The sequence below is a fragment of the Algibacter sp. L4_22 genome (assembly GCF_023473045.1).
Taxonomy (GTDB): domain Bacteria; phylum Bacteroidota; class Bacteroidia; order Flavobacteriales; family Flavobacteriaceae; genus Algibacter.
In genome coordinates this window covers 231,099-247,779 of record NZ_JAMCOK010000006.1, presented here as the reverse complement: position 1 = coordinate 247,779, position 16,681 = coordinate 231,099, and the positions used below count along the sequence as shown (strand labels likewise).

Here is a 16,681-nt window from a genome sequence, read left to right as displayed (position 1 = left end):
TAACTCATTCGTATAGAGGAATTGTTTTGGAATTATCGTTTTAAGGCTGTTTTTAATGGAATTATACATACTATCCTCTCCTCTGCACCACCTCATAAACCGCATTCTCATCACATTTCAACGTCTTACTTGGGTATTTTAAAAGTAAAGCATAATCGTGCGTTGCCATTAAAATAGTGTTGCCATTTTTATTAATGTCTTGAAGTACTTCCATAACTTCAACACTAGTTTGCGGATCTAAATTTCCTGTAGGTTCATCAGCAAGAATAAGCTCAGGATTATTAAGTAAAGCACGAGCAATAGCAACGCGCTGCTGTTCTCCTCCAGAGAGTTCGTGCGGATATTTAAACCCTTTAGTTTTCATATCAACTTTGTTTAAAACTTCATCAACGCGGGTATTCATTTCAGCTTTAACTTTCCAACCTGTTGCTTTTAGAACAAATAATAGATTATCGTTTATTGTTCTATCTGGCAGTAATTTGAAATCCTGAAAAACTACACCTAATTTTCGACGTAAAAACGGAATTTCCTTTTCTTTTAAAATTTTTAAATTGAAATCTACAATATGCCCTTCTCCTTTAGTTAAAGGTAAATCGCCGTAAAGCGTTTTCATAAAACTACTTTTTCCGGTACCTGTTTTACCAATTAAATACACGAATTCCCCTTTGTTTATTTTAACATTAACATCAGAAAGCACTAAACTTTCACCTTGAAAAATAGAAGCGTTTTTTAATTCTAAAATGGCATTCGACATAAAAACAGATTTTTAAAGTGCTGTAAATGTATTATTAAAAACTGAAAAGTTGAAAGTTAAGTAAGAAAATTTTGTGACACGTTTTATGGGTTCAACTTTAATTTTAATTTTGAGACAGATTGTACACAGATTTTTTAAATTTTTAACACCACTATTTATAATTATGGCACGATTATTTCGTTATAGATTTAATATTCAATTATCTTTGATTTTAAATTAAAAAAAGAATTGTTAATGATTAAAAATAATATTTTTTCCCTGTTGGTTGCCATTGGTTTTAGTTGTCAAGTTATGGCACAAAAATCGGCTGTTTATACCAGTAACTTGGTGGAGTATCAAAAAGCATTATCACTTTATAATAATCAGCAATATCTTGCGGCTAAATCATTATTTAGTAACGTTGAGAAAACGGCTAAAGAAGATGTCTTACAGTCCGATTGTGCCTATTATATCGCCAATTGTGCGGTAAGATTAAATCAGCAAAACGCCGATCAGCTTATCGAGAACTTTGTTGAAGATTATCCAACAAGTACCAAAAGGAATACCGCTTTTGTAGATGTAGCCGATTACTATTTCGCTAATGGAAAATACTCTTATGCCCAAAAATGGTATCAAAAAGTAGATATTAATGCTTTAGGTAAACCTGAAAAAGAAAAATTTTATTTCAATAATGGTTATACTGCTTTTACTACTAAGCAATTTAAAAATGCAAAAAAGTATTTAACTAAAGTTGAAAACTCTAAAGAGTACGGGTCACAAGCTAAATATTACATTGGTTTTATGGCTTATGAAGGCGATGATTATGATAAAGCAAACGAGTATTTCGAGCAAGTAAACGACCAAGAGCGTTACAAAGAAAAGCTTTCTTATTATCAGGCCGATTTGCATTTTAAATTAGGGAAATTTGAAGAAGCCATCAAATTAGCCAAAACTCAATTGAGTAAAAGTGATACAGATGAAGTTTCCGAGCTTTCTAAAATTATAGGAGAAAGTTATTTCAACCTTGAAAAATATGCGGAAGCTATTCCTTACTTAAAGGAGTACAAAGGAAAGAAGGGAAAAAAAGATCGTGTAGGTAAATGGAGTAATACAGATTATTATCAGTTGGGTTATGCGTATTACAAACAAGGCGATTTTGATAAAGCTGTTTCAGAATTTAATAAAATTATTGGCGGTAAAAATTCTATTGCTCAAAATGCTTATTATCATTTAGGAGAAAGTTATATTAGTTTAGATAAAAAGCAAGAAGCTTTAAATGCTTTTAAGAATGCTTCGGAAATGGATTTCGATTTAAAAATTCAGGAAGATGCTTGGTTAAATTACGCGAAAATTAGTTACGAAATTGGAAACTCATACCAGTCTGCTCCACAAGTATTATCTAGTTATTTAGAGAAATATCCAAATACAAGTTATAAAGAAGAAGTAGAAACACTTTTAATTGATTCTTATATTACTTCAAAAAATTATAAAGAAGCACTTAAATTATTAGAAGGCAAGCGTAGTTTCGAAAATAAGGTAGCATATCAAAAAGTAGCTTTTTATAGAGGGTTAGAATTGTATAACGAAAATAAATTTAAAGAAGCAGCTGCTCTTTTCGATGGTTCGTTAAAAGAACAACAAGATCAAAGATTTGCAGCTAGAGCAACCTTTTGGAAAGCCGAAACCGATTATAATTTAACAAATTATGACGATGCTTTAATTGGCTTTAAACAATTTCAGCAACAAATAGAGGCTTCATCTACACCAGAATTTGAAAATCTAGATTATAATTTGGCTTATACTTATTTTAAGCTTAAAAATTATTCTCAAGCTACAAATTACTTCAACCAATTCATTTCTAATAAAAAGGATGATAAAGTAAGGTTGAATGATGCTTATTTACGCTTGGGAGATGTTCATTTTGTATCTAGTGAGTACAGCAGCGCTATAGATGCTTACGAAAATGCTATTAAATTAAATGAAATAGAATCCGATTACGCATTCTTTCAAAAAGCCATCAGTATAGGTTATGCGGGGAATACTTCAAAAAAAATAAGTGAATTAGGAAGTTTTATTTCACAATATCCAAATTCTAAACTTCGCGATGATGCTATGTTCGAATTGGGGAATTCGTATGTAAAAGCGAATGAAACCGATAAAGCTATGCAAGTTTACGATCGTTTAGCAAGCGAGTATAGAATGAGTTCGTTTGTACCAAAAAGTTTGTTGCGTCAAGGTTTGGTGTATTATAATGCTAGCCAGAACGAGCAAGCATTGGTGAAATTTAAAAAAGTAGCAAAGGATTATGCTGGTTCGCCAGAAGCTGTTCAAGCAGTTGCAACGGCCAGATTAATTTATATCGATTTAGGTCGTGTAAACGAATATGCGGTTTGGGTTAAACAACTAGATTATGTTGAAGTTACCGATGCAGATTTAGATAACGCGACTTACGAAGCTGCTGAAAAGCAATATTTAGATAATAATACAGATCGTGCAATTACGCAATTCAATAAATATTTAAATGAGTTTCCACGCGGATTACATGCTTTGCAATCGCATTTCTATGTGGCGCAACTTTATGTTAAAAAAGATTTATTAGAGAATGCTGCACCACATTATAAATATGTTGTTGAGGCATCGCGAAGTGAATATACAGAAGAAGCGTTATCAAGGTTATCTCAGTTTTATTTAAGCTCAAAAAACTGGAACCAAGCCATGCCGATTTTATCGAGATTAGAAAATGAAGCTAACTTTCCGCAAAACGTAATTTTTGCACAGTCTAATTTAATGAAAGCTAATTACGAATTAGATAATTATAATGAAGCGGTTGCTTATGCCGAAAAAGTGTTGAAAAACTCTAAAATTGATAATAAAATTAAAGCGGATGCTCAAGTTATAATCGCACGTTCAGCTATTAAAACAAACAATGAAGATTTAGCAAAAACAGCATATACACAAGTAGAAAAAGTTGCTACTGGAGAAACTGCTGCTGAAGCTTTGTATTATAATGCATACTTCAAAAATAAGGAAGGGAAGTATGAAGCGTCAAATGTTTCTGTTCAAAAACTAGCTAAAGATTTTTCTGGGTATAAATATTATAGTGCGAAAGGTTTAGTGCTTATGGCTAAGAATTTCTATGCTTTAAAGGATGCTTTTCAAGCTACATATATTTTAGAAAGTGTTATTAAAAACTTTAAGGAATTTGATGATGTTGTTGCAGAAGCTAAAACTGAATTAAGTAAAATTAAGAAAGAGGAAGCTAAAACAAACTCATCTATTTTACCTGAAGATTAATTTAATAAAAATTATTTTCAAAATATAAAAGTTGAAATTTTAGAATTTAATTAAGAAATAAAAATTATATAATATGCGCAAGCACATCAATAAAATATTAATTGTTGCAACTACATTAGTCGCAACATTTGGGTATGCACAAAGCAAACAGAATGATACTATAAATACTGGTGTTATCGATGTTGTTAAACCCTACGCGCCATCAATTTCCGATGCTTTTAAAGTAAAAGAAACACCAACTTTAGATGATGCAACTACCGAAACTAAAAAAGATATTAAATACAATATATTTTCGTTTCCTGTAGCTTCGACTTTTACGCCATCTAAAGGAAAAGCGGCAGTTGTAGAAAAAGCAAAACCTGTAAAATTATTCGATAACTACGCTACACTTGGGGTTGGTACTTATACTACTATTTTGGGCGAGGTATATTTAAATCATGCCATTAGCCGTAATGAAAGTGTTGGTGGTTATGTCAGTCATCATTCATCTGCTGGAGATATCGACGGCATTGAATTTGATAATGGGTTTTCAGATTCAAAAATAAATGTCAATTATGCGAGTCGTATGCGAGATATGGCATGGAATGTAGATGGCGGTTTTCAATACCAAAAATATAATTGGTATGGTGTTCCAGATGGAGAAGTTCTAGCTGCACAAACCAATAATATAGACGTAGATCATACCTTTTACAGTGCTCATTTTGGAGGCGATATCAGTTTCGAAGATACCTATATAAATTCTGGAAGTGTATTTTTTAGACGTTTTGGAGATAACCAAGGTTCGGGTGAAAATAGATTCATTGCAAAAGCAAAAGTAGATGTGCCAGTTAATGGCGAAGAGATTTCAACCAGCGTGAAAATTGATTATTTAGGTGGTACATTCGATCAGGATTTTAATAATATAACGGATGTCGAATACGGTAATTTTCAAGTAGGTCTTATGCCGAGTTATCAATTAATTCGTGACGATTTAACTTTAAATTTAGGCGTTTCAGCTTACTACTTAAACGATAGTAATAGTGGTGAAAATAAATTTTATATCTATCCAAATGTAACAGCAACCTACCGTTTGGTTAGTGATGTTGTTATTGCTTATGGAGGTTTACAAGGTGATTTAATTCAAAATTCTTATTACGATTTTGCAACCGAAAACCCATTCGTGTCTCCAACATTATCTATTGCTCCAACCGACCAGCAATACAATGCTTACGTAGGTTTAAAAGGGAAGTTATCGAGTACTATGAGTTATAATGTTAGCGGAAGTTATGCTTCAGATCAAAACAAAGCCTTGTTCCGCACCAATGCTGTTAGAAATTATTCCGATCAACGTCAATACGACTACGGAAATTCATTCGGAATTGTTTACGATAATATAACCACTTTTGGAGTTTCTGGAGAAATAAATGTGGATATCAATCGTAATTTTAATTTAGGAGTAAAAGCTGAATATTTCAGTTACGATAGTGATAACGAAGCCGAAGCTTGGAATTTACCAGATGTAAAAGGATCTCTGTTTTTAGATTATCAAATAAACGAAAACTGGTTTGCAGGTGCTAATTTATTTTACACTGGCGAACGTAAAGATCTTTTAGAACTAGAAGGGGCTTTTATACCAACAACATCTACGCCGGTAACTTTAGATAGTTATTTCGATGCTAACGCACACGCCGGGTATCATATAAACGAACAGATTTCGGTATTTGCAAAAGCTAATAATATTGCTAACAATAGTTATCAACGTTGGCAAAATACACCAGTACAAGGTATTCAGTTTTTAGTAGGAGCGACCTTTAAATTTGATTTTCAATAAATACCTTTTTGCTTTCGAGCAAGGAAGGAAATTTTAATAACCATCACCCTGAACTTGTTTTAGGGTTTTGTGTTTTTGGGTGTTATCGGGAAAAGGGATGGGTTTTATTTGGTCATTTTTATTTCAAACATGCCGTTCAATTCCTAACATAGGCAAATATGCTAAGGTTGTTAATTAATAAGGAGTGTTTATGTAGTTTTTTAGACCAGTAAGGTTTAAAATGAAATTAAATGGATGTCAATCGTGCTAAATAATCAAAATGCTCACCATCTAAAACCAAATCGCAGTTTAAGCCAACAGTTTCACAAGCTAGTTTTAAAGTATCAAAATCGAGATATAACCATTTCATCGCCGTTTCTTTTTCACCTTTATAAGATAAAAAATAGTCTAGTTCACCATAATAATTAGAATTGGTATCCATCCAATAACCGCCATCTTCATCTTCGTACATGTATTTAATATCCGAGGAATCGATTAAAATTTGTCCACTAGTATTCAATAAGGATTTTAAATGTGTTAAATATTTTGAAACCTGTGATAATTCCTGAAAAATCCCAGTACCATTCATTAAAAGTAAAACTGTATCAAAAGTTTCAGTTTCATCTAAAATATTTTTGGTTTCAGCATGTAAAACACCGCGAAGTTTAGCAACTTCAATTGCTCCTTTAGATATATCAATAGCTTTAACTTTAATATCTTTTTCTTGCAAAAACAACGTGTGATTTCCTGTACCACAACCCACATCCAAAACAGAACCTTGAGCTAATTTTAATGCCTTTTGTTCAAGTTTAGGCATCTCTTTAAATTCACGAAATAAATAGGGGAGAGGCAAAATATCATCATCAGAAATACTTGTAGATGTTATAATATCTTCGGTATAATGTCCGTTTTGGTAATCTAATAGGGCTTGTCCGAAAAGGTCTTTCATAAAAAAGCTGTTTTCATTTCCACGAAAGTGAAAAAGGCATCAATTAAAATTGTTATTTTTGCGGTATGCAAGACATTTTAAAACATCTTCCAAAACAGGCCAAAGATAAGCATAACGAGAATAAAAAATTCTTCGCAAAGCTAAAAAAGAAGCCACCAAAAAATTTAGATTATGTTATGCAAGATTTGCATGAACAAGAGTTTAAACGTACAGATTGTTTGGAGTGTGCTAATTGTTGTAAAACTACTGGGCCGTTATTTACAGATAAAGATGTAGATCGAATTGCAAAACATTTTCGGATGAAAACGCAACAATTTATCTCGCAGTTTTTACGTGTTGATGATGAAAATGATTATGTTTTACAAAGCGTGCCATGCACCTTTTTGGGCGCCGATAATTATTGCTCTATTTATGATGTTCGGCCAAAAGCCTGTCGGGAGTTTCCACACACCGATAGAAATAAGTTTCAGCAAATATCGAATTTAACCATAAAAAATGTGGCTATTTGTCCAGCGGCATTTAATATAGTAGAAGAAATGAAAAAGCGGATTAAGGTTTAAATTTTACAGGTAAAGGTTATTCTATATTTTATGTAAATCTCAGAATAATAACTTTTTTACTATCTTTAAAACAAAAAACCACTCCCTAAATTGCAAACTTTACTAAACTATTTCGAAACCATACCATCATTACACCGCAGTATAATTTTAGTAGGAGGCTTAGCCTTTTTCTGGATTTTAGAAGGAGCAGTGCCTTTATTTAAATTCAATTATAAAAAATGGCAACATGCTGGACCTAATATATTTTTTACACTAACCACTGTAATTATTAATTTTGCACTAGCCTTTTTACTTCTAAATTCTGCCGATTGGGTTATGGTAAATAACTTCGGGATTTTAAATTGGTTACCCGAAATGCCATTTTGGATGTATATTATTCTTGGTGTATTTTTAATGGACTTTTTTGGAGCGTATTTAGCGCATTTTGTAGAACATAAAGTGCCAATGTTATGGATGGTGCATTTGGTTCATCATTCCGATCATAAAGTGGATACCACAACAGCAAACCGCCACCATCCTTTAGAAAGTGTAATTCGGTTTATATTCACATTACTTGGCGTTTTTGTTATTGGTGCTCCTATTGGGATTGTTATGTTATATCAATCGATGTCCTTAGTTGCAACGCAATTTACACATGCCAATATTAAACTTCCTAAAAGTGTAGATAAAATAATGAGTTATGTTTTAGTGTCTCCAGATATGCATAAAGTTCATCATCATTATATGTTGCCTTATACGGATTCAAACTACGGAAATATTTTTTCGGTTTGGGATAGATTATTAGGGACTTATATGGATTTTGATCGCGAAAAATTAATTTATGGCGTTGATGTTTTTCCAGATGAAAAAGCTAACGGAAACATAAAAGAACTCTTAAAACAACCTTTTAAGAAATACGAGAGACCAACGATAATTTCCGACAAGGATTAATAATTTTCTTATTTTGAAACATTTAAAAATTGATATACAAGGGCATCGTGGTTGCCGCGGATTATTACCAGAAAATAGTTTGCAAGCCTTTGCAAAGGCTATTGATTTGGGCGTAGACACATTAGAGTTAGATGTTGCAATTTCTAAAGATAAAGTTGTTGTGGTTACTCATGAACCTTATATGAACTCAGAAATTTGTCTAGATCCTAAAGGAAACGATATCCCGAAAGAAGATGCTGAGAAGTATAATTTATATGGAATGACGTTCGAAGAGATTAAACAGTTTGATTGTGGTACAAAACCATATCCTAGATTTCCAAAACAACAAAAAATTAAAACTTATAAACCATCTTTAGATGAAGTTATAAAGGAGGCCAAAAGATTAAATCCTGCAATAAAATTTAACATTGAAATAAAATCTGAACCTGGATATTATGATGTTTTTACTCCAAAACCAAAAGAATTTGTAGCTTTAGTTTTAGAAGTAATAAGTGAAAACAACTCTTTTAATGAAACAAATTTGCAAAGCTTCGATTTACAAATTTTGGAAGAAATAAAAATCCAATCGCCTAAAATGATAGTTGCTCTTTTAGTTGAGGAAGATGAAATTATTTTGGAAAAACTTAATCAAATGAGTTATTTGCCAGAAATAATAAGTCCGTATTATAAATTACTAGATGAAGAGGTAGTAAGAAAACTGCATACCGAAAACTATAAAGTTATTCCATGGACGTTAAATACCGTAGTGAATATGCGCAAAATGATAAGTTATAAAGTAGATGGGATTATTACAGATTATCCTGATATACTCATCAAAACTCTAAACGAATAGTTTGTTCTCTTACTCGTAAATTAAATATTTAGCACGGGTTTTACCGAATGCTTCCAATCCATCAGCCCAAGTTGCTTTAATTTCAGAAGTACTCAAACCTGCTTCAATTTGCTGCTTTAATTTCACTGTTCCTGCTAGTTTTGTGAAAAATGAATTAAAGAAATTTGCTTTATTTTCAGTATTGTTATAAGCCTTTATCAACCAATTTAAGTTAAGAGCATTCAAGTTTTTAGTTTGCGTTAAATCTTCACCATTGCATAATTTATTTTCATATTTTGGATGTTTCGCTCCATGGTTAGGCTTTGGTTTAAATTGAAAAGTAAACGTTTCAGTATTTAAAAAAGGGCTTCCAAAAATCTGAAATTGTGTTTCCGTTCCTCGACCAGCGCTCACGTTTGTGCCTTCAAAGAAACATAAACTTGGGTAAAGGTTTATCGATTTATCGTTTGGTAAATTCGGACTCGGTTTTATAGGTAAACTATATTCTAAATTATGATGGTAGTTTTTTACAGGAATCACCTGTAATTCACATTGAATCTCGTTTTTTAACCACTTTTCACCATTAATCATTTTAGCATATTCACCAATTGTCATACCATGAACTGTTGGTATTGGGTGTATACCCACAAAGCTTTTATGCGCTGCTTCCAAAATAGGCCCATCAAAATAATGTCCGTTAGGGTTAGGTCTATCTAAAATTAAAACAGGAATATGTTGTTCGGCGCAAGCTTCCATAACATAATGTAAACTCGAAATATAAGTGTAAAAACGAGCACCAACATCTTGAATATCGAAAACAACTAAATCTAAACCTTTCAACTGTTCTATAGATGGTTTTTTGTTTTTTCCGTAAAGGGAAACAATAGGTAGATTTGTTTTAATATCTAGGCCGTCTTTAATTACTTCTCCAGCATCTGCAGTGCCTCTAAAACCATGTTCGGGTGCAAAAACCGATTTAATATTAATGTTTAAAGCTAACAGAGAATCCACTAAATGTGTGTTGGTATACCCCTCTTTAGTCTTAAAAATTACACTTGTTTGGTTGGCAACAATACCAATACGTTTTCCTTTAAGTATTGGTAAATAAAGTTCCGTTTGGTTGGCACCAACAACGATGCTTTTATCTTCCTTAACTTGTTTCTGAACATCATCATCTAAAATAGTTAAGTTTTCAGACTTAGATTTCGTGACATTCGCACAAGAAATCATTACTAAAACAAATAATAAAACAGTATTTTTGAAAACATTTAATCGCATAATAAATTTTGAATTACGAGTTTTTTTTAGCCAAACGCATTATTGGCAGTAAAGCGTATAAAAGTAGTGTATCGGCACCAATAATAAAAATTGGTATTGCCGCTATTGCCATCGGTATTGTGGTCATGATGATTGCCATTGCCACTGGTATTGGTTTGCAACAAAAAATTCGTGATAAAGTGGTGGCGTTCAATGGGCATGTTACTATTAGTAATTTCGATAGTAACAACTCACAAGAAAGTATCGTGCCAATCTCTAAAAACCAGGAGTTTTATCCAGAATTTAAAGATGTCGATGGAATAAAACACATACAAGCTGTGGCTACAAAATTCGGTATAATTAGAACCGAAACCGATTTTGAAGGTGCTGTTTTTAAAGGTGTGGGAGAGGATTTTGATTGGAGCTACTTTAAAGAATTTCTAGTAGAAGGTACGTTGCCGAGTTTTACGAAGAAATGGAGTGAAGAAGTTTTAATTTCGCAGTATTTAGCCGATCGATTGGGGTTTAAAGTTGGCGAGAAATTCCAAATGGTTTTCGCAAAAGATGATACGGAAAAAGCGCCAAACATTATCACATTCAATATAGTAGGTATTTATAATTCAGGTTTTCAAGAATTAGATCAACAATATTTAATAGGAAACATACGCCACATACAACGTATAAATAATTGGGAAGACGACCAAATTGGGAATTTCGAAGTTTTTATTTCCGATTATTCGGAACTTGATGAAAAAGGAATAGAGATTTATCAAAATACACCATCAACACTTAATACTATTACGGTGAGCAATAAGTACAGCTCGATTTTCGAATGGATAAAAATATTCGACAAAAATATTTACGGTATTATTGGTATTATGATTCTCGTTGCAGGTATCAACATGATAACCGCACTGCTCGTTTTAATACTAGAACGCACACAAATGATTGGGATTTTAAAAGCCCTCGGTAGCAACAATTGGAGCATACGTAAACTGTTTTTATACAACGCATCCTACCTTATTTTACTTGGTTTGTTTTGGGGGAATTTACTTGGTTTAGGGTTGCTATTTGCACAGAAGTATTTTAAACTATTCCCACTCGATCCCAGTGTGTATTACGTCTCCGAAGCTCCAGTTTACATAAGTTTAACCTATATTTTAGCGCTCAATGTTGGTACGCTCGTGCTTTGTTTGCTCATGCTCTTAATACCATCATACATCATTACAAAAATATCACCAGTAAAAGCCATTCGGTTTCAGTAAAATATAAAAATTTGGGCGTTACCCGTTGGGTCGTGCTTTTCGTTACAAGTCCTCGCAATCCCGATTCTATCGGTATTACTGTGGGCTTTTCACTGCAATCACTAACGCATATTCCGCCAAGGTTCTAGTAAATTAATAGTTTTGGACTATTTACGAACTTCAGTATCATTCATTATTCTCAATATCACTAATATGATGTTCCAATGCTTTTACCGAAATTTGAATTTCAATAATTAAAAGAGATAGCGAAGCCATTAAGAAAATAAGAGCCAAACCAAAAATCCAAACGGCAATAGCATTTTGTTGAATATAAATTAAAAACATAGTAACCACGCAAAGTAAAAGGCTAGAGATGCCAAAAATTTGCATGCTTCGGGTTAGATATAAGCGTTTTTTAATGTTTTCAATTTGAGCCATAAGTACACTATCTTTCTTTTTGCGATACTTATCATGTAGATCTCTAATAGTTGCCGCATAGGCTAAAAAACGATTAGTATAGGCTAGCATAATTAATGAAATAGCCGAAAATAAAAGTGCCGGTGTAGTGAGCGTAAGTTGTTCCATAATTTGGTTTTATATGAAGCTGCAAAGTTATACCAATTAAATTAAAATTTAGAATTAATGGGGCTCTGTATTCGTTATAAATTCAATGAATTTCGAATTTGATTTGGAAATTTTCAATCGGTATTCTATCTTTAAAAAATGCAAGAAGATTTTCTACACTATATCTGGAAATTCAAAAAATTTCAAACTCAAAACTTAAAAACAGAAATAGGCGAGACGGTTACCGTTAGTTCTGTGGGGCAACATAATTTTAATTCGGGACCAGATTTTTTCAATGCAAAACTTACAATAGGTGAGCAACTTTGGGCAGGTAATGTAGAAATTCATATAAAATCATCCGATTGGTATTTGCATAATCATGAACAAGATCCGGCTTACGATGGTGTTATTCTGCATGTAGTTTGGGAGCACGATACTGAGATTTTTAGAAAAGATAACACACCAATTCCAACACTTGTTTTACGAGATTATGTGGATTTTACACTTTTAAGTAATTATAAAAAGCTATTTGCCAATCAAAATACATGGATAAACTGCGAAAATAATTTTGCAATCACCGATGAGTTTGTTCTAACCAATTGGCTAGAACGCCTATATTTTGAGCGCTTAGAACGTAAAGCAGAAACTATTGATGCACTTTTGCAAGAATCTAAAAACGATTGGGAAGCCGTACTTTTTAAAATGCTTGCTAAAAACTTCGGATTGAAAGTAAATGGCGATGCGTTTTTGAGTTTGGCACAATCAATCGATTTTTCGGTAGTAAGAAAAACGCAATCTAATTTACAAAGTTTAGAAGCGTTGTTGTTCGGGCAAGCCAATTTATTGTCGGAATCTGTGGAAGATGCTTATTTTATTAGTCTATATAAAGAGCATGAGTTTCTAAAACAGAAGTTTCAACTAAAAGAAAATCAAGTATTGCCATTACAGTTTTTTAGATTACGGCCACCAAATTTCCCAACTATTCGATTATCACAATTGGCAAACTTGTATTATGAGCATCAAAATTTATTTTCAAAAGTCATTGAGTTAGATAAATTAGAGGATTTCTATAAACTATTCAATGTCTCAACTTCCGATTTTTGGAAAACACATTATACTTTTAAAAAAGTATCTAAATCTTCAGTAAAAGTGATAACTAAATCATTCACAGATTTATTATTAATAAACACTATTCTTCCATTAAAATTCTGCTATGCCAAACAAAAAGGACAAGATGTTGATGTTTCAATTTTAAAAATGGCTTCAAAAATTAATTCAGAAAAAAATAGTATTGTTGATGCTTTTAATCAGCTTAAAAAGGTATCGAAATCTGCATTTCAATCGCAATCACTTATTCAGCTAAAAACAGAATATTGCGATAAAAATAAATGTTTGCAATGTGCGGTTGGAAATTCACTTTTAACTAAATAATTGTTGTTTTTTTAAGGATTTTAATGTTTTAAAGGGCAATGTTATTAATATTAAGAAAGTGTTAAATATTTCAACCTATAAACTTTTAAACAAAAAAAGTAATCCTTAAATTGCAGACATGAACAATATCTATAAACCCTTATTGTTTTTTCAGAAGCATGGTTACTACGTATGCCAACGTATTGCCGATCGTTTTGGTATTCGTGCTAAAGTAGTACGTACATCATTTATGTACCTCACCTTTGTAACGGTTGGTTTTGGTTTTGCTCTGTATTTGTTTCTTGCTTTTTGGATGCGTATAAAAGATTTAATTTACACAAAACGCTCTTCGGTTTTCGACCTATAATATATGAATCCATTAATAAGAATTTTTAGAACTAAAATTTATACTGCCGTATTTTTGCTTGTTCTTATTCTGCTAGTTGGCGTTTTTGGCTACATGATGATTTCGGATTATACCGCCATCGATGCCCTATATATGACTGTTATTACTATTACAACAGTTGGTTTTGGGGAAGTGGTACCGTTAGACAATAATTCCAAAATATTCACCATTTTTTTAATTTTAACTAGTATTGTAATCGTTGGTTACGCCTTATCTACTATAACGGAGTATATTTTAAGTAAAGACCATATTGAAGAATTAAAACAGAAAAAGATGCAGAAGAAAATTGATAGCTTTAGTAACCATATTATTATTTGTGGTTATGGTCGAAATGGGAAACAAGCGGCCGTAAAATTAGCAGCTCACAACCGTTCTTTTGTAATTATAGAAAAGAACAAAGAAATGATTGAGCGGCTAGAGTTGGATAACGCACCTTATGTTATAGGGAATGCTAATGAAGATGAAACCCTTGTGTTGGCAGGTGTAGATCGAGCTAGTTGTTTTATATCGGCGTTACCTAATGATGCAGATAATTTATTTGTGGTGCTTTCGGCTAGGCAAATTAATCCAAAGATTAATATTATAAGTCGTGCATCGCAAGAGTCATCTTATAATAAATTAAAATTCGCAGGTGCTAATAATGTTATTTTACCAGATAAAATTGGTGGCGATCACATGGCCTCTTTGGTTGTTGTACCAGGTCTTATGGAGTTTATTGATAACCTATCTATTGTTGGTAAATCGGATATCAATATAGAAGAAGTAGCTGTAGAAAAACTACATAGTAATAATAAGGTTAAAACTATTCGTGATTTAGATTTACGCCGAAAAACGGGATGTACCGTAATTGGTTATAAAGATGAGAACGGAGAATATATAGTAAATCCAGAAGCAGAGCTTGAGTTAGCCGAAAATTCGAAAATTATAGTTTTAGGACGTCCAGAACAAATTGAAGCTTTAAATTCTGCGTATAATATAGAGCAGTAACAATGCGATTTTAGTGGTGTTTTTTTTTAAAATGCCGTTTTTTTTTAGCATCTTGCTGCCTTTTAGTATCATTTTGTAATGAAATGATCTGTTTTTTTAGAAAAAAATTAATTAATCAATATAATATCTTATGAAGAAATACCTTCTTTCAATATTTACTTTAGTAGTCCCCTTTTTATCATTTGCACAAGAGATGTCAATGGATGAAGCAATAGAGGCTAAATTTAAACCTTTCGCTTCTGCAGTTAGTCACGTGGTTTTTTATCCTGTTACTATAGCTGGTAAAGACATGCCAATTGTAATTATTGTGCTTTTATTAGGGGCTTTATTTTTTACTTTATCTTTTAAGTTTGCTAATATAAGATTACTAGGAGTTGCTATTCGTGCTACCAACGGAAAATACGATCATATAGATCACCATAGTGTAGAAGAGGCCGCAGGCGATCCTACTCCAGGAGGAGATGTTTTTGAAAGCCCTCAGGCAGAAGGTGTGGTTGGAGAAGTAACCCATTTTCAAGCCTTAACCGCGGCATTATCTGCTACGGTAGGTTTAGGTAATATTGCTGGTGTTGCCGTAGCTATTGCTATCGGTGGACCTGGAGCAACTTTCTGGATGATTTTAGCTGGTTTCTTAGGAATGTCTACAAAGTTAGTCGAGGCTACTTTAGGTGTGAAATACAGAGAAGTTGGTGAAGATGGAAAGATTTATGGAGGTCCAATGTATTATTTAAGAAAAGGACTAAAAGAAAAAAACCTTGGAGGTTTAGGTAAAGTATTAGCCTTTATATTTGCTGTTTTTGTTGTAGGAGGCTCTTTTGGTGGAGGAAATATGTTTCAAGCCAATCAAGCTGCTGCACAATTTAAATTGTTGTTTGATTTAGATTCAGGTTTTGTTTTTGGTGTTATAATGGCTGTTTTAGTAGCTATTGTTATTATTGGAGGTATTAAAAGAATAGGGCAAGTTACAGAAAAAATAGTTCCATTTATGGGAATTATGTACGTTGGTGCTGCTCTAATAATTATAGTTATGAATATAACGGCCGTACCGGAAGCTGTAAGTCAGGTTTGGGCAGGTGTATTTGAAAATAACTCGCTGTTAGGTGGTTTTGTTGGTGTAATGATTGTTGGGTTTCAAAGAGCAGCTTTCTCAAACGAAGCTGGTGTTGGATCTGCTTCTATTGCCCATGCAGCTGTAAAAACTAGATTCCCTGCAAGTGAAGGTATTGTGGCGTCTATAGGGCCCTTTGTTGATACTGTAATAATTTGTACAATGACGGCTTTAGTTATTGTTATTACAAATATAAAAAGTAACTTGTTTGAATATGCGAATCTAGATGCGGGTAATAATGTTATTATGAATGGTACTGGAGAGCATTTAGGAGGTGTAGATTTAACATCTGTTGCTTTTGATTCGGCAATTCCTAATTTCTCTATATTACTAACGGTAGCAGTTATATTATTTGCTTTTTCAACCATGTTGTCTTGGTCTTATTATGGAATACAAGGCTGGAAATATTTATTTGGAAAAGGTAGAGTTGCAGATATAACATATAAAATATTGTTTTTATTTTTTGTGGTAATAGGTGCTTCTTCAAGTCTTAATTCAGTTGTTGAATTTTCAGATGCCATGATTTTTGCAATGGTTTTCCCTAATATTATTGGGCTTCTTTTATTGATGCCTAAAGTTAGAGACGAACTAGATAGATATCTAGTAGCAATAGGACATAAAAAGAAAAAATAAATAGTT

General features: G+C 32.6%; 14 protein-coding genes. 10 read left to right on the top strand and 4 right to left on the bottom strand.

What is annotated here, in order from left to right; all coding sequences use genetic code 11:
- Positions 1–70 precede the first annotated feature (70 nt).
- Positions 71–754, bottom strand: coding sequence for a cell division ATP-binding protein FtsE (locus tag M4I23_RS16280; protein WP_249755108.1), 684 nt, complete (start codon positions 752–754; stop codon positions 71–73).
- A gap of 234 nt (positions 755–988) precedes the next feature.
- On the opposite strand from M4I23_RS16280, the gene M4I23_RS16275 reads away from it, so the two are divergent.
- Both M4I23_RS16275 and M4I23_RS16270 read left to right on the top strand, forming a co-directional pair.
- Positions 989–4,027: a tetratricopeptide repeat protein gene (locus tag M4I23_RS16275; protein ID WP_249755107.1), complete on the top strand. Its 3,039-nt coding sequence runs from the start codon at positions 989–991 to the stop codon at positions 4,025–4,027.
- Positions 4,028–4,100: 73 nt separating this feature from the next.
- Positions 4,101–5,837 carry a TonB-dependent receptor gene (locus tag M4I23_RS16270; RefSeq protein WP_249755106.1) on the top strand — a complete coding sequence of 579 codons (1,737 nt, stop codon included), beginning with the start codon at positions 4,101–4,103 and terminating at the stop codon, positions 5,835–5,837.
- 226 nt (positions 5,838–6,063) lie between these two features.
- On the opposite strand, the gene M4I23_RS16265 is transcribed toward M4I23_RS16270, so the two are convergent.
- Positions 6,064–6,765 carry a bifunctional 2-polyprenyl-6-hydroxyphenol methylase/3-demethylubiquinol 3-O-methyltransferase UbiG gene (locus M4I23_RS16265; protein WP_249755105.1) on the bottom strand — a complete coding sequence of 234 codons (702 nt, stop codon included), beginning with the start codon at positions 6,763–6,765 and terminating at the stop codon, positions 6,064–6,066.
- Between the two features lie 65 nt (positions 6,766–6,830).
- Between M4I23_RS16265 and M4I23_RS16260 the strand changes: the two genes are divergently transcribed.
- The 3 genes from M4I23_RS16260 to M4I23_RS16250 all read left to right on the top strand — a co-directional run bounded on the left by M4I23_RS16260 (position 6,831) and on the right by M4I23_RS16250 (position 9,087).
- Positions 6,831–7,325 carry a YkgJ family cysteine cluster protein gene (locus M4I23_RS16260; protein WP_158847690.1) on the top strand — a complete coding sequence of 165 codons (495 nt, stop codon included), beginning with the start codon at positions 6,831–6,833 and terminating at the stop codon, positions 7,323–7,325.
- A gap of 90 nt (positions 7,326–7,415) precedes the next feature.
- Positions 7,416–8,255: a sterol desaturase family protein gene (locus tag M4I23_RS16255; RefSeq protein WP_249755104.1), complete on the top strand. Its 840-nt coding sequence runs from the start codon at positions 7,416–7,418 to the stop codon at positions 8,253–8,255.
- A 13-nt stretch (positions 8,256–8,268) separates the two neighbouring features.
- A complete protein-coding gene (locus tag M4I23_RS16250; RefSeq protein WP_249755103.1) occupies positions 8,269–9,087 on the top strand; it encodes a glycerophosphodiester phosphodiesterase family protein in 819 nt (272 codons plus the stop codon).
- A 9-nt stretch (positions 9,088–9,096) separates the two neighbouring features.
- Here the strand turns inward: M4I23_RS16250 and M4I23_RS16245 are convergent, their stop codons facing one another.
- A complete protein-coding gene (locus M4I23_RS16245; protein WP_249755102.1) occupies positions 9,097–10,344 on the bottom strand; it encodes an exo-beta-N-acetylmuramidase NamZ domain-containing protein in 1,248 nt (415 codons plus the stop codon).
- Between the two features lie 8 nt (positions 10,345–10,352).
- On the opposite strand from M4I23_RS16245, the gene M4I23_RS16240 reads away from it, so the two are divergent.
- Positions 10,353–11,588, top strand: a complete 1,236-nt coding sequence (locus tag M4I23_RS16240) for an ABC transporter permease (protein WP_249755101.1) — start codon at positions 10,353–10,355, stop codon at positions 11,586–11,588.
- Positions 11,589–11,753: 165 nt separating this feature from the next.
- On the opposite strand, the gene M4I23_RS16235 is transcribed toward M4I23_RS16240, so the two are convergent.
- A complete protein-coding gene (locus tag M4I23_RS16235) occupies positions 11,754–12,152 on the bottom strand; it encodes a DUF2721 domain-containing protein (RefSeq protein ID WP_249755100.1) in 399 nt (132 codons plus the stop codon).
- 138 nt (positions 12,153–12,290) lie between these two features.
- Between M4I23_RS16235 and M4I23_RS16230 the strand changes: the two genes are divergently transcribed.
- The 4 genes from M4I23_RS16230 to M4I23_RS16215 all read left to right on the top strand — a co-directional run bounded on the left by M4I23_RS16230 (position 12,291) and on the right by M4I23_RS16215 (position 16,675).
- Complete coding sequence (locus tag M4I23_RS16230; RefSeq protein WP_249755099.1) at positions 12,291–13,562, top strand: DUF2851 family protein; 1,272 nt, start codon at positions 12,291–12,293, stop codon at positions 13,560–13,562.
- A gap of 118 nt (positions 13,563–13,680) precedes the next feature.
- Positions 13,681–13,908 (top strand): PspC domain-containing protein, encoded by a 228-nt coding sequence (locus M4I23_RS16225; RefSeq protein ID WP_158847702.1) that lies wholly within the window; start codon positions 13,681–13,683, stop codon positions 13,906–13,908.
- Positions 13,909–13,911: 3 nt separating this feature from the next.
- Positions 13,912–14,934, top strand: coding sequence for a TrkA family potassium uptake protein (locus M4I23_RS16220; RefSeq protein WP_158847704.1), 1,023 nt, complete (start codon positions 13,912–13,914; stop codon positions 14,932–14,934).
- A 130-nt stretch (positions 14,935–15,064) separates the two neighbouring features.
- A complete protein-coding gene (locus M4I23_RS16215; RefSeq protein ID WP_158847706.1) occupies positions 15,065–16,675 on the top strand; it encodes a sodium:alanine symporter family protein in 1,611 nt (536 codons plus the stop codon).
- Positions 16,676–16,681: the final 6 nt, after the last annotated feature.